9 protein-coding genes and 3 pseudogenes are annotated in these 13,285 nt (G+C 63.7%); 8 read left to right on the top strand and 4 right to left on the bottom strand.

What is annotated here, in order from left to right; all coding sequences use genetic code 11:
- Window positions 1-382: 382 nt before the first annotated feature.
- On the top strand, window positions 383-781 hold the full coding sequence (locus tag HYG77_RS25230; RefSeq protein ID WP_109335259.1) for a RidA family protein: 399 nt from the start codon (window positions 383-385) through the stop codon (window positions 779-781).
- A 130-nt stretch (window positions 782-911) separates the two neighbouring features.
- On the opposite strand, the gene HYG77_RS39915 is transcribed toward HYG77_RS25230, so the two are convergent.
- Both HYG77_RS39915 and HYG77_RS25235 read right to left on the bottom strand, forming a co-directional pair.
- Window positions 912-1,163: a zinc-binding dehydrogenase gene (locus HYG77_RS39915; RefSeq protein WP_280123319.1), complete on the bottom strand. Its 252-nt coding sequence runs from the start codon at window positions 1,161-1,163 to the stop codon at window positions 912-914.
- 15 nt (window positions 1,164-1,178) lie between these two features.
- A pseudogene (locus tag HYG77_RS25235) lies at window positions 1,179-1,976 on the bottom strand (diaminobutyrate--2-oxoglutarate transaminase); the annotation flags it as partial.
- Between the two features lie 41 nt (window positions 1,977-2,017).
- Here HYG77_RS25235 and HYG77_RS39920 point away from each other — a divergent pair.
- From HYG77_RS39920 to HYG77_RS25250, 4 genes and pseudogenes are all read left to right on the top strand, one after another.
- Window positions 2,018-2,371, top strand: a pseudogene (locus HYG77_RS39920) (BCCT family transporter); the annotation flags it as partial.
- Window positions 2,372-2,711: 340 nt separating this feature from the next.
- On the top strand, window positions 2,712-3,062 hold the full coding sequence (locus tag HYG77_RS39925) for a hypothetical protein (RefSeq protein WP_244461411.1): 351 nt from the start codon (window positions 2,712-2,714) through the stop codon (window positions 3,060-3,062).
- A gap of 185 nt (window positions 3,063-3,247) precedes the next feature.
- The gene (locus HYG77_RS25245; RefSeq protein WP_208960995.1) at window positions 3,248-4,780 is read left to right on the top strand and encodes a sodium-dependent transporter; all 1,533 of its coding nucleotides are present in this window, start codon (window positions 3,248-3,250) and stop codon (window positions 4,778-4,780) included.
- On the top strand, window positions 4,777-4,881 hold the full coding sequence (locus tag HYG77_RS25250) for a methionine/alanine import family NSS transporter small subunit (protein ID WP_109332018.1): 105 nt from the start codon (window positions 4,777-4,779) through the stop codon (window positions 4,879-4,881). Before HYG77_RS25245 ends, HYG77_RS25250 begins: the two co-directional genes overlap by 4 nt.
- A gap of 266 nt (window positions 4,882-5,147) precedes the next feature.
- On the opposite strand, the gene HYG77_RS25255 is transcribed toward HYG77_RS25250, so the two are convergent.
- On the bottom strand, window positions 5,148-5,375 hold the full coding sequence (locus HYG77_RS25255) for a hypothetical protein (protein ID WP_208960996.1): 228 nt from the start codon (window positions 5,373-5,375) through the stop codon (window positions 5,148-5,150).
- Between the two features lie 713 nt (window positions 5,376-6,088).
- Here HYG77_RS25255 and HYG77_RS25260 point away from each other — a divergent pair.
- Together HYG77_RS25260 and HYG77_RS25265 are read left to right on the top strand one after the other, a co-directional pair.
- Window positions 6,089-9,352, top strand: a complete 3,264-nt coding sequence (locus HYG77_RS25260; protein WP_208960997.1) for a protein kinase — start codon at window positions 6,089-6,091, stop codon at window positions 9,350-9,352.
- Between the two features lie 673 nt (window positions 9,353-10,025).
- A pseudogene (locus tag HYG77_RS25265) lies at window positions 10,026-11,460 on the top strand (IS1380 family transposase).
- Between the two features lie 164 nt (window positions 11,461-11,624).
- On the opposite strand, the gene HYG77_RS25270 reads toward HYG77_RS25265, so the two are convergent.
- Window positions 11,625-12,551, bottom strand: a complete 927-nt coding sequence (locus HYG77_RS25270) for a LysR family transcriptional regulator (RefSeq protein ID WP_109335697.1) — start codon at window positions 12,549-12,551, stop codon at window positions 11,625-11,627.
- A 378-nt stretch (window positions 12,552-12,929) separates the two neighbouring features.
- Between HYG77_RS25270 and HYG77_RS40735 the strand changes: the two genes are divergently transcribed.
- Window positions 12,930-13,259, top strand: a complete 330-nt coding sequence (locus tag HYG77_RS40735) for a beta-ketoacyl synthase N-terminal-like domain-containing protein (protein ID WP_348273567.1) — start codon at window positions 12,930-12,932, stop codon at window positions 13,257-13,259.
- Window positions 13,260-13,285: the final 26 nt, after the last annotated feature.

Raw genomic sequence — 13,285 nt, forward strand, 5'->3', positions numbered from 1 at the left:
CGGCTGGTTCTCGTCCGGCACTCCCCGGTGGCACGACGACCAGCGGTGGGGGATCGGTTGCGTCCACGCTTCTCACCTACTCACCGGCGTTGAAGATGGCATTGTCAACGCCCTTGAGTCATGGCCGACCGATGTTCTTAGCCGGCCATCGATACGCAGGCGATGAAGAATCCGGATGCCGTGGCGGCGGACAGGACTCGACACTGTTCGCAAGGTTGGGCGATGGTGTCGATTTGTGGAACCTGCACCGGGACGAAGTGGTGTCCCAGCGCATGTGGGCGGCAGTCGTGCCCTCGTTCCGTAAGTGGATCGGTGACCGGTCATCGATCGGCAAGTGAGGCCGGTGCCCTCGCTCTGCGAGACTGTGACCGTGACCAACGACATGCACGTCGAGCTGATTCGATCGTCGACGTTGACGGCCAACGTGCCCTACGCGTACGCGGCGAGGACCCAGCAGCCATCCAGGCTTGTATTCACCGCTGGTGCCTGCCCACTCGATGAGGCCGGCGCCACGGTAGCGGTTGGGGACATCGCAGGTCAGGCCGAACAAGTGATGCGCAATCTGCGCGCCGCGCTACACGCCGCAGGTGCCAATCTGCCCGACGTGGTCAAGACGACCGTCTACGTCGCCAGCAACGCACGAGCGGACCTGGTGACGGCGTGGGATGTCGTCAGCCGCCACTTTGGCGATCACGACGTGCCCAGCACACTGCTCGGCGTTGCTGTACTCGGCTACCCGGACCAGCTTGTCGAAGTCGAGGCGATCGCCGCGCTTCAATAGCGGAACGCTGATTGGGGCATTTTTCCGAATCCGCGCCGCTCCAGCTCAATCCCGTAACCGGGTTGTCGACGAGCCGCGGGTCGTCGATCCCTGAATCGGAAGCCGAACCCCGTGCCATGATGTGCCGGTACTACTCAACCAGCGGCGTCGAGCCGGGGACCTTGATGGCGACGTTCCCGACCTTGCGGCCTCGGTCGACATATCGGTGCGCTTCGATGATCCGATCCATCGGGTAGTTGCGGTCGACGACAATGCGGAGCCCGTCGGATTCCAGCAGTTCCTTCACGAACGCGAGTGCTGCCTGCTTCTTGGCTGACATCCCGGGGCGTGTTTTCCTTCCGCCGCGCAGGGCCGTCCACGCCCCGAGCGGCCAGTTGATCAGGCCAGTGGTGGCATCCTGTACGCCGTCGTTGTTCCAGTAGTGTTCGAGGGCGGCACGCGCCGTGACGAAGGCGAGGTTGTTGCCGCGGAACGTTCCGTTGTGTTCGCCCGGTTCCCAGATGTCGAGGTGCGGTTTGAGGAGTGTCAGTGCCATGGGCAGGCCGTATCCGCTGATCGACTTGGACAGCGTGACTATGTCGGGTTCGATTCCGGCGTCCTCGAACGAAAAGAACGGGCCGGTTCGTCCGCATCCCATCTGCACATCGTCGACGATCAACAGGATGTCGCGGTCGCGGCAAAGTTGGGCGAGCGCCCGCAGCCATTGCGGCCGTGCGACATTGACGCCGCCTTCGCCCTGCACCGTTTCGACGATCACCGCTGCGGGCTTCTCCAGCCCACTTCCGGAATTCTCGAGGGCGTGCTCGAGCCAGTGGAAGTCGTCGACGGTCCCACCCAGGTAGTGGTCGAACGGCATCGGGGTCGTATGGACGAGGGGTACGCCGGCGCCGGCACGTTTCATCGAGTTGCCGGTCACCGCCAGCGCACCCAGTGTCATTCCGTGGAAGGCGTTGGTGAAGCTGATGATGGTTTCGCGGCCGGTGCATTTTCGTGCCAGTTTGAGTGCGGCCTCGACGGCGTTCGTTCCGGTCGGCCCGGGGAACTGCACCTTGTAGTCGAGATTGCGGGGCGCGAGGACCACCCGATGGAGCGTTTCGAGGAATTCCCGCTTGGCGACGGTGTACGTGTCGAGTGAGTGGGTGATTCCGTCGCGTGCGACATAGTCGACGAGGGCGGATTTGAGTATCGGGTTGTTTCGTGGTCGGCGTGCTGACGGTGCCCTTCCTGTTCATCCTCGTGTGGATCTCGATCTTCGGGAACAGCGCCATCGACATCGTCCGGGACGGCAACGCCGAGTTCGGGGAGACCGCGGTGTCGGCTCCCGAACAGGCTTTCTACACGTTGCTCGAGCAATATCCGGGTGCACCGATCCTCGCGGTGATCGCCACCTTCACCGGCATGCTGTTCTATGTCACCAGCGCCGATTCCGGGGCGCTGGTGATGTCGCACTTCAGTTCGCGGATCACGGACAACGAATCCGACGGGCCGGCCTGGGTCCGGATCTTCTGGGCAGGCGCCACCGGACTGTTGACCTTGGCGATGCTCATGATCGGGGGCATCGCGACGCTGCAGAACGCGACGATCATCATGGGCCTCCCGCTCGCTGTCGTCGTCGTGTTTCTCATGCTCGGGTTGTTCAAAGCATTCCAGGTGGAACAGAATTGGGCGGAGTCGGCGCGACTGTCGCTGCCGAAGGCGCTGTCGAGCCGCAGTTCGGGCGGCACCCAGTTGTACGGGCTCCAGCGCATCGAGCGGTCCATGCGCTTCCCAGGAGCCCACGCCACCGATCGATACGCGACGGCAGTGGTCGGGCCCGCGCTTCGGGAGGTCGCCGACGAACTGCGTGCCCAGGGCGTGGGCGCGACGGTCGGGGAACGGCTCGTCGAGAGTTGCGGCATCCTCAGCTACCACCCCGACGTCCCGTTCGAGGTTGGAGCGGACCTTCCACTATCAGGTGTATCCCACCGAACACCACACCCCCAGCTACGGCCGCGGCGCACAGAAACTGGGGAAGTACTTCCGGCTGGAGGTCTTCTCGGCGGATGGCAGCAGCGGCTTCGATGTCTCCGGGTTCTCGCGGGAACAGCTCATCGGCAACGTTCTCGACCACTACGAGAGTCAACTCGAGTTCCTGCACGGCAGCAAGGGCGCCGATTCGACGGCCGTCGGCGTCGAACCGGTCACCGACTGGTCCCACGACTTCGAGGTCATCGACGCCGGCGACGGTCAAGACCCGATCCCGACTGTCACCGACCACACCACCGACAAGGAACCCACGTGAGCGCACGGACCCTGTTCCGGTGAATGTACGGCCGCCGGCGTAGCCGTACCCCTGCGCGAGGGAAACGAAGTCGATGCCGGGGATGTCGAGACCGACGTCCCAAAACCCGGAACGGCACTGCTCGAGTCCGCCAGCCGATACGGTCGAACAATCGACAACGATCGACCGCGGAGGGCAACGGCAGCATGGTACTGGAACAGAACCGCGAGGCTTGGTCGGGACGCACCGTCTTCATTCTGGCCGCGATAGGCTCGGCCGTCGGCCTCGGCAACATCTGGCGGTTCCCGTACGTGGCCTACACGAACGGCGGCGGCGCCTTCATCATTCCCTACCTGGTGGCCCTGCTGACCGCAGGAATCCCGTTGCTCTTCCTCGACTACGCCATCGGGCACAAGTTTCGGGGCTCGCCGCCCCTGGCGTTCCGGCGGATTCACAAGCGTGCGGAGTTCATCGGCTGGTGGCAGGTGGGCATTTGCTTCGTCATCGGCGTGTACTACGCGGTGATCATCGCGTGGGCGATCCGGTACTTCTTCTTCTCGTTCAACGAAGCATGGGGTGAGGACCCGGCGACCTTCTTCACCACCGACTTCTTGAAGCAGGACAGCGAATCGACGTTCGGCCTGGACTTCGTTCCCGGCGTCGCCCTTCCGCTTCTCCTGATTTGGATCATCACGCTCGTGATCCTTGCGCTCGGCGTGCAGAAGGGGATCGGCGCGTCTGCCCGGTTCTTCGTCCCGCTGCTAATCGTTCTCTTCGCCATTCTCGTGGTGCGCGCACTGTTCCTCGAGGGCGCGGGTGCGGGCTTGGATGCCTTCTTCCGGCCGAACTGGTCAGCCCTGATGGACACGGGCGTTTGGATCGCGGCGTACGGTCAGATCTTCTTCTCCCTGTCGGTGGCGTTCGGCATCATGATCACCTACTCGTCGTACCTCAAGCACAAGACGAATCTCACCGGCTCCGGACTTGTGGTCGGCTTCACGAACAGCAGCTTCGAGATCCTCGCCGGCATCGGCGTATTCGCCACGCTCGGCTACATGGCGAACATTTCGGGTGTCGCGGTGGACGAGGTGGTCGAGAGCGGCATAGGTCTCGCCTTCATCGCCTTCCCGGCGATCATCTCCTCGATGCCCGGTGGACCGTTGTTCGGCGTCCTGTTCTTCGCGTCGCTCGTCTTCGCGGGTTTCACTTCGCTGATCAGCATCATCCAGGTATGTGTTGCCGCGGTGCAGGACAAGCTCGGGATCGGCCGAGTTCCCGCCGTTCTCGGTGTCGGAGGCGCCGCGACCGTGGTATCGCTGCTGCTCTTCCCCACTGCAACCGGTTTGAACCTCCTCGACATCGTGGACAACTTCGCGAACAACATCGGCATCGTCGGCGTGGCACTGGTCGCCATCGTCGCGGTGACGTGGGCCCTGCGCCGGCTGCCCGAGATGCAGGACCACCTCAACTCGGTGTCCTCGTTCAAGGTCGGAGTGATCTGGCGCCTGTTCATCGGGGTCATTACCCCGGTCGTGCTGGCCTACATGCTGATCAGCGAGATCATCGACAGAGTACGCGAAGGTTACGGCGGCCTTCCCGACGGCTTGGTCACGATCTTCGGCTGGCTGGCGCAAACACTCGTCATCGTCGTCGCCGTGTTGCTGTCGTTCACTCCGTGGCGCCGTTCCGATGAAGAACTCGAACACACCGAATCGACCGAGGCTGGAGAAAACCTATGACCGGGTCCGCAATCGCGATGATGGTGCTTGCCCTCGTGCTGGTGTGGGGTGGGCTGGTGCTCAGCCTGATACACCTCAATCGCAATCCCGAGGAGGAGTAGATCCTTAGATCGAGCCCAACTCGCGCGCCCGGCCGACGTCGCGAGTGCGGGACTTGACGCCGAGCTTCTCCGAAGACGCGCACGAGGTGGGACTTGACAGTCGACGTGTTCGGCAACGGCGATTCGACTTCGTTGATGCCAATTGCAGGTCTCTGTCGTACATCAGGCAGCCAGAGATCGCAGTGGTGGGGGCGTGTCAAGGAGCTCGAAGGCTTCCCTGTGGGCGGATGCCAGCCGGGAACACGGCGCGAGAGCGTCGCTCACGCTTAGGCTCGATCGCTGGCCTTGGTGTAGGTGTCCCGTGGCTGATACCAACCGAGAAGAATCAGACGCCACCGCAGCAGATACCACGCCACCACCAGCGGGGCGCGCCGGGAGGGCAGCGTGCCCGTGGGAGAAACACCACGAGCGAAAAGCTCCCAGTCCGAGGTGTGGGAGCGGCGGGTGTTCTTCGCGCGCGAACGCTGCATGGTGCCGGCGATCCGCGCTGCCACCTCCTCCCGCAGCGCGGGCCCCGCGGATGCTGTTACCGGCCGCGCAGGGGCTCGTTCACCGGTTCGATCGTCACCGACGCAGGCTACCGGGGTGCACCGACACGTTGCACAGCAAAAACGCGGTGACGTGTGTTTCGGGCCCGACGGTTCGATAACTGAAATTGATAACTGAAATTATCGTGCCCTAGTGCTCACAAATCATGAGTGACACGGAGCGATGCCAATGGAGACGCGTAGGTTCCACGATTTTTGTGGGTTCCACGTCTCCGTGTCGGTCTTCCAGATTTCGTGTCGGTGCCGTGTCGGTTGTCCAAGTTCCGTGTCGGTAGGAAGCCCTAACAAGACGCGTTTCAGCAGGTCACAAGACCGGATGCCCGACCTGCTATTGCCCAGACGCTTGAGGAATCCGACAGAATGCTGGGAGGCCCGGTCCGACAACTGGCTGGAAAGCCTAGGTCGCCGACATGGACGACCGACGTCGGGACCTACAATTTTTTGAGAGGCCGCTGGCGGGAAATCGCACTCTGGGACCCAGTGTTCACGATGTCCTCACTCAGGGGGTGCCCCGTCGACATCACCGGTGGGTGATGATCGACCGGATTCCTGCTCCGGTATCGGATCCGACCCGCGGGTGGGATCGCCTGGCGATATTCTTAGGTGTTGCTCGAGAGGTTTTTCGGGCAGTTCGACGTGCACCGTGAAGAGATGTGTCGATGAATAACGTGGATCCATTCGCGACCCAACGCGACGTGTCCGGTGCGGTCACGGCGGAGCTCGCGGCGGCGGGGTTCGAGGATGCTGTCGAGATCGGTCGTGGCGGGTTCGGGATCGTGTACCGGTGCACGCAGGCGTCGCTCGAACGTTCGGTGGCTGTCAAGGTCCTGACCGCGGATCTCGACCAGGAAAACCGGGAACGGTTCATGCGAGAGCAGCGGGCGGCGGGCCGGTTGACCGGTCATCCCAACATCGTCAACATTCTCCATGCCGATGTGACCGACAACGGTCGCCCGTTCATCGTGATGCCTTACTGTGCCCGGGGCTCCGTCGATGCCCGAATCAGGCGCCACGGCCCGCTTCCGCTGGCCGATGTGCTCCGGCTCGGGGTGAAGATGGCCGGCGCCCTGGAAGCCGCGCACAAGGTCGGCATCCTCCATCGCGACATCAAGCCCGCGAACATACTGCTCACCGATTACGGCGAGCCGGCATTGACGGATTTCGGCATCGCACACATCACCGGCGGGTTCGAGACGACCACCGGGGTCGTCACCGGGTCACCGGCGTTCATCGCCCCCGAAGTCGTAGCCGGACGCCCTCCGAGCACGTCCGCGGACGTGTACGGGCTCGGCGCCACCCTGTTCGCGGCGCTCACCGGCCATGCCGCGTTCGAACGCCGCAGCGGCGAGCAATTGATGGCACAGTTCCTGCGGATCACATCCGAGCCGGTACCGAACCCACGCGAGCACGGCGTTCCCGAGGACGTCAGCGCAATCATCGAACAGGCCATGGCCAGTGATCCCGAGACGCGCCCGGCTGCCGCGGAGCTGAGCCACCATCTGCGCGAAGCCCAATTACGGCATGGATTCGCGGTCGACGAGATCGCTCTGCACACCACCGAGCCAGGAGCCGCGACCGACGCACCTCCCGGGAAAGGTGCGTCGCCTACACCGTCGTGGTCGGCCGATTCGGGGCGAGGGGGTCAACTCCCGCTGGAGTTGACCAGCTTCGTCGACCGCCACACGGAGTTGACCGAGGCGAGGAACGCGTTGTCGAACGCGCGGCTGCTGACCCTGACCGGCACCGGTGGGGTCGGAAAGACCCGTCTGGCGCTCCGTATCGCCGGCAAGGTGCGCCGGGACTTCGCCGATGGCACCACCCTGGTGGAGCTCGGGGAGTTGCGTGACGAGTTCCTGTTGGCGGGTGTGGTAGCGAACGCGCTGGGACTACGTGACCAATCGGCGCGACCCATACCCGAGGTGCTCGTCGAGTTCCTCGCCGGGCGCGAACAGCTGCTGATACTGGACAATTGCGAGCACCTGGTGCCCGCGGTCGCCAAGCTCACCGAGACCCTGCTTCGCACCTGCCCACGGCTGCAGATTCTCGCCACCAGTCGCGAACCACTCGGCATCGGCGGGGAAGCAGTGCTGCTGGTGCCACCGCTCGGCGTCCCGGATCCCGACGACCTACCGCGAGGGATGGCGGGCAACGACGCGGTCACCCTGTTCGCCGAACGCGGAGCTACCGCGGCCGCCCCGGGATTCGAGGTCACCGAGGAGAACAAGACCACGATCGCTCGGATCTGCCAGCGATTGGACGGGCTCCCGTTACCGATCGAGCTTGCCGCCGCACGGTTGCGGGCAATGACGCCGGAACAAATACTGCAACGCTTGACCGACCGGTACGTACTGTTGACCCAGGGCAGCCGGGATGCGCCGTCGAGACAACAAACGCTCCGGATGTGCATCGACTGGAGCTACGACCTGTGCACACCGGCGGAGCAGCGGCTGTGGTCGCAGCTGTCGGTCTTCGCCGGTAGTTTCGACCTCGACGCCGCCGAACAAATCTGCGGCCCAGATCTGCCCGCGCAGGAACTCCTCGACACGGTGACCTACCTCGTCGACAAGTCGATCCTGATGAGGGAGCCGGCCGGTGCCGAGATGCGGTTCCGCATGCTCGAGACCGTGCGCGATTACGGCCGAGAAAAAGCGCATGAGAGCGGTGAATATGCCGAACTGCGTCAGCGACACCGAGACTGGTGTGAACGCCTGGTACTCGACACGGAATCGCAATGGATCAGCTCCCGCGAGCTCGCGTTGATCACCACACTCGTGCGCGAGCACCCGAATCTTCGGGACGCCTTGGAATCCTGTGTCTCCGAGAGCCCAGCCTCCGGGCTCCGGATCGTGGCCGCCCTGTACCCGTTCTGGCTTTCCCGGGGTCTGCTTTCTGAAGGCAGGCGGTGGCTCGACCGGCTCCTCGCCCGTCAACCAGCCCAGCCGACCGTCGATCACGCCAAGGCACTCTACGTCGGCAGCATGATGACTGGAATCCAGGGCGACCTACAGGCGGCGGCCGCCCTGATGAAAGATGCACAGGCGCTTGCCTCTTCGACACGCGACCCGTTGACACGCGCACACACCGACAGCGCAGTCGGCTACGCCGCCCTGTTCGGTGGACAGCCCCTCGACGCACGCGCTCACCTCGAGAAAGCTGTCCAGACCTACACCGGGAGCAACGATGTCGTCGAGGTCGCAGCGCTCATCGGCCTCGGTGTCGCCGACGAATTCCTCGGCGACACCGAACACGCCATCGAATGCTATGAGCGCGTTCTGGCAATCACCGATGCACGGGGTGAATCGGTGTTTCGGTCGTATTGCTTGTGGGGGCTGGCGGTCGCGGTATGGCGGCGCGGTGAGCGTGAACGAGCGGTCCAACTACTCGAACAGGCACTGCAAGCGGACCTCGAGGTGAACGACCGGCTCAACGCCAGCATGTGCCTGCAGGCGCTGGCATGGATCGCCGCCGAAGACCAGAACGCGCGGCGCGCGGTCGTACTGCTGGCAGCCTCGGAAAAGCTCAGCCGGTCCGTAGGCAGTCCGACCGTCGTAGTGCCCAATATGAGCGGGTACCAACAAGCGTGCGAACACGCGACACGAGACGCCCTGAACAAGGAGGTTTTCGCCGCCGCCCAGCGGTACGGGGCGGGTCTGAGTTTCGGTGCCGCGATCGCCTACGCCTTGGGTGAGCAGCCTCCTGCGACATCATCACTTGCCGCCCCGGCAGCACGCCTGACGAAGCGCGAGCGGGAGGTCGCAGACCTGATCGCCGAGGGACTGACGAATAAAGAGATCGCCACACGGTTGGTGATCTCCCCACGCACCGCGCAAGGCCACGTTGAACATATTCTGACCAAGTTGGAGTTCACCTCACGCACACAGATCGCGGCATGGGTCGTCGAAACACGCAGGGAGAATCCCTGAGCGCGCGACTAAAAATCCGGATCATCAACTGGTGTCCGCGGTCGCCAAGCTCCCCGAGACCCTGCTTCGAACCTGCCCACATCAGCCGCCTGCGTGCGAGAGCATAACCCCGCCCGCTAGAGATAGTTGAAACATGCTGCGCTGCAATAGTAGTAGGGGAGGAGCAAAGGATTCAACCAAGGACCGTGATTGCATGCCGGTAACCGATGCCCGTCACATTGCAAGGTGCGTCGACGACCCGAACCCCGCATACGGTCCGCCCGAGTTAGGGCATTACCCGGCAGGTAGATCACCTACCCTGTCGAGCCCATGACCAGCGTGTTCACCGACGGGGTCGTGGTGCCGCTGATGCGGTTGCGCTGTGGGTTAGGGCCTGCACCTGGGGATTCGCCATCTACCGTGCAGCAGCGCTGCCAAGTACCAGGACCCTTTCCTGGCCAACCGTCAGCTCGCAAGAAGCCCTCGACTTTGCCTGTGGTGGGCTCGGCTCTACCTCGTCGTCCCCAGCGACTGGTAACAACCTCCGGCGAACTTCTGACGCCGACCCTTAAGCCCGGATACACCGATTCGGTTGGGGTGGCGAGCGGGTCGTAGCGACGAAATGCCCTGCCGTAGTGGGAGAATCGGTCTTGTTTAGGGATCAGTTCACGCCACACCGGAGGGCATCTCGCAGATGCAACTATCTCACACCCGGCCCGTCGCCGCGGCGAGGTTCGACGACCCGAATCTGATGTCGACCGCGGGGCTGGTCCCGGTGATGGCATTGGCCCAGGCGAGCGGCCTGCTCACCCTCGCCGATCAGTACCTGAGCGTGCCGACCGACAAAGGTGCCAACGCTGGCTACAAGATCGGGTCCCTGATCGGTGGATGGTCGCCGGCGCCGACAGCATCGCCGACCTAGCGATCCTGCGGCACGGGGCGATGGGGACCGTCTTCGACCGCCCCTATGCACCGTCGACGCTGGGATCGTTTCTTCGCCAGTTCAGCTTCGGGCACGTTCGCCAGCTCGATGCCGTGTCCTCACGGTTCCTGTGCGCTCTCGCCGAAGGAACGTCCCTGGTCGGTGGTATCGACACCGGGCGGGTGCTGGTCGATATCGACGATTCGATCATCGAGGTGCATGGGCACGGCAAGCAGGGCTCCGGCTACGGGTACTCCGGGGTCCGCGGGTTGAACGCCCTGATCACCACCGTCACCACGGAGACCGCTGCGCCGGTGATCATCGGCCAGCGATTGCGGCGCGGGGCATGCGGCTCCGCGCGTGGGGCCGTCCGGATGGTCGCCAATGCGCTGGTGACCGTCGACCGGCTGTGTTCCCAGGTCGGCGGGGCGAGCGGTGGCGGTGCGCCGACGGTGCTGCTGGTTCGAGGCGATTCGGCGTTCTATGGCCATCCCACCGTCGGGGCCGCGATTCGCGTCGGCGCCGGTGTGTCGGTGACCGTGCGTCTGACCGCCACCGTCAAACGGGCGATCGCATCGATCGGCGACGACGAGTCCGCGTGGACGCCGATCGAGTACACCGACGCCGTCTACGACGAGGACACCGATACCTGGATCTCGCGTGCCGAGGTCGCCGAGATACCGTTCACGGCGTTCGCCTCGCAGAAGAAGCCCACCAGATCCCCGGGCGGCTGGTGGTGCGCCGCATCCCCGACCTGCGACCACCCAAGGACCAGGGCCAGGGCACCTTGTTCGACGTGTGGCGGTTCCACGCGTTCTTCACCACCACCGACCCCGACGACCTCGATACCGTCGCCGCCGACAAAACCCACCGTCAGCCCGCCGTCATCGAGCAGGTGCACGCGGACCTGAAGAACTCCGCACTCGCGCACCTCCCGTCGGGCCGGTTTACCGCGAACGCCGCTTGGCTGGTCTGCGCGGTGATGGCCTTCAACCTCACCCGCGCCGCCGGTACCCTCACCGGCGATCCGAAGCTGACGAGGGCGACGACCGGCACCCTCCGCCGCACCATTGTCTCGGTCCCCGCACGCGTCGCCTCCTCGGCGAGACGGTTGACGCTGCACCTCCCGCAGAACTGGCCGTGGGAAACAGCGTGGCGCAACCTGTTCGACAACACCTTCGGTCGCACACAGCCGATCCTCGTCTAACGCCCGCGACACCTGCCCGCCCTCGACGCGAAAGCCTCAGTGGAACAACCCGACACGAGAGATCGGCGACTCAACCATGCCCACACACCGTCATGCCACCCAACGAAACTCGCAGCGATCAGGCCAGCGAATCGGTGCATCCGGGTTAAGCGGAATGTCCTCACTCAAGACAAAGTTGCGTTGGGAACAAGCGAAATGAGCTGCTCGGCAACCGCAGTAGCGGTAGCGATGAACGATTCGACCAACGGATCGTCATTGCCACGCAGATAACCGATGCCCGCCACATTGCGAGGTGCGTCGACGACCCGAATCGCGCATGCGGTCGGCTCGCCGAGCCCACCCAGACGCCAACCGCTTTCTCCCATCAGATTTACAGTGGAATGACGCAGGACGTCCAGGGTGTAGTCGACCAAACACACCGCGTTGGTCGGAACCAATCGGTTCTCGCCGTTGCCAAGCTCGCTGAGATTCCAAAAGTTCCGCCACACCCGCGGAGCTCGAACAACCTCGAGTACCGGCTCATCCATCACCACCTGTATCGGTACTTCCGGCTCCCGTGCCAGCGGATGGTCAGGACTGGTCACCAGCACCGTGGGATCGCTGAACAGGGACTTGAACGCCAGGTCGGGATGCTCGAAAGGCGAACGAACAAGCGCAACGTCCACGATGCCCTCGAGCACGGAATCGAACTGATCCGCGAAGTTCAACTCGCGGACGCGGACATGCACACCGGGGTTCAACCTTTGGAATGTATCCAGAATCGGACCGGTCAGCTCGGCAGCAGATACCCTCCCCAGGAGACATCCCACGGTGAAGGTCAGCACCGCTTCCCCGCTGCTCAGCTGAACTTCGGTTCTTGCATCCTCGGCGTACTTGAGGAGGTAACGAGCATGAGGCAGGAGATTGGACCCGGCCGCGGTCAGCGTGACGCCGCGGTGAGAACGTTCGAACAACGCTGTGCCGATCTCGCGCTCGAGTTTCTTGAGCGCGACAGTGAGAGCCGGTTGCGCCACCATCGCGCGCCTCGCACCGGCGTGAACGCTACCTTCTTCAGCAATGAAAATGAAGTACCGAAGCGCGCGCAGGTCCATAGCGCACCTACCTGTCAACTGATGAGAACGATTCAGACCTCAGGGTACTCATATCTGCTGATCGCGCACCAGAGCTGGTGAGCATGCAACGAGTCGCGGTTTTGGCGCACAGTTTCAGTGTGTCCTCGATACGGAGTGGTGGGCTGTCACAGAATCGAGAGCGTCCATGCAATAGACACAGCGGGCCGGTTGTTCTTCAAGTGACCTTCCTGCGAGTAAATAGTTCTCGTAGTTGTCATGTGTGTTCTGTGCTGCTTACTGGGGTCGCGCACCGGAATCACGTTCATTGAGCGGACGGCAGTGCATGCGCCTGCATCACCCGGGTGTCGACCACTGTGTGGCGACGACGCCCGTGGCCGGCGCAGCTAGGTCGAATACGTGATCATGGGCCAGGTTCTCACCGCCGCTGCCGGCCAGATCCCCGCACGCAAGGCAGCTGTGGCCGCGGGTATCCCGATGAACGTGCCCGCCCTGACCATCAACAAGGTGTGTCTGCCCGGCATCAGTGCCATCGCGATGGCAGACCAGCCCATCCGGGCGGGGGAGTTCGACGTCGTCGTCGCCGGTGGCCAGGAGTCGATCAGCCAGGCCCAGCACATGCTCGAGAAACGCCGCGCCGGCTTCAAGTACGGCGACGTCACGTTGCGCGATCACATGGCGTTCGACGGCTGCACGGCATCTTCACCGACCAGGCGATGGGCAACCTGACCGAGTCGGCCAACTCCGGCGACCGT

Origin of the sequence: Rhodococcus sp. ZPP (assembly GCF_017656075.1) — a bacterium.
In the GTDB taxonomy this organism is placed as follows: domain Bacteria; phylum Actinomycetota; class Actinomycetes; order Mycobacteriales; family Mycobacteriaceae; genus Rhodococcus_F; species Rhodococcus_F oxybenzonivorans.

Bases quoted from the DNA above. Each gene is read 5' to 3' on its own strand.
- HYG77_RS25230 (WP_109335259.1), top strand. From the start codon at position 383: ATGCACGTCGAGCTGATTCGATCGTCGACGTTGACGGCCAACGTGCCC.
- HYG77_RS25245 (WP_208960995.1), top strand. From the start codon at position 3,248: ATGGTACTGGAACAGAACCGCGAGGCTTGGTCGGGACGCACCGTCTTC.
- HYG77_RS25250 (WP_109332018.1), top strand. From the start codon at position 4,777: ATGACCGGGTCCGCAATCGCGATGATGGTGCTTGCCCTCGTGCTGGTG.
- HYG77_RS25260 (WP_208960997.1), top strand. From the start codon at position 6,089: ATGAATAACGTGGATCCATTCGCGACCCAACGCGACGTGTCCGGTGCG.
- HYG77_RS25270 (WP_109335697.1), bottom strand. From the start codon at position 12,551: ATGGACCTGCGCGCGCTTCGGTACTTCATTTTCATTGCTGAAGAAGGT.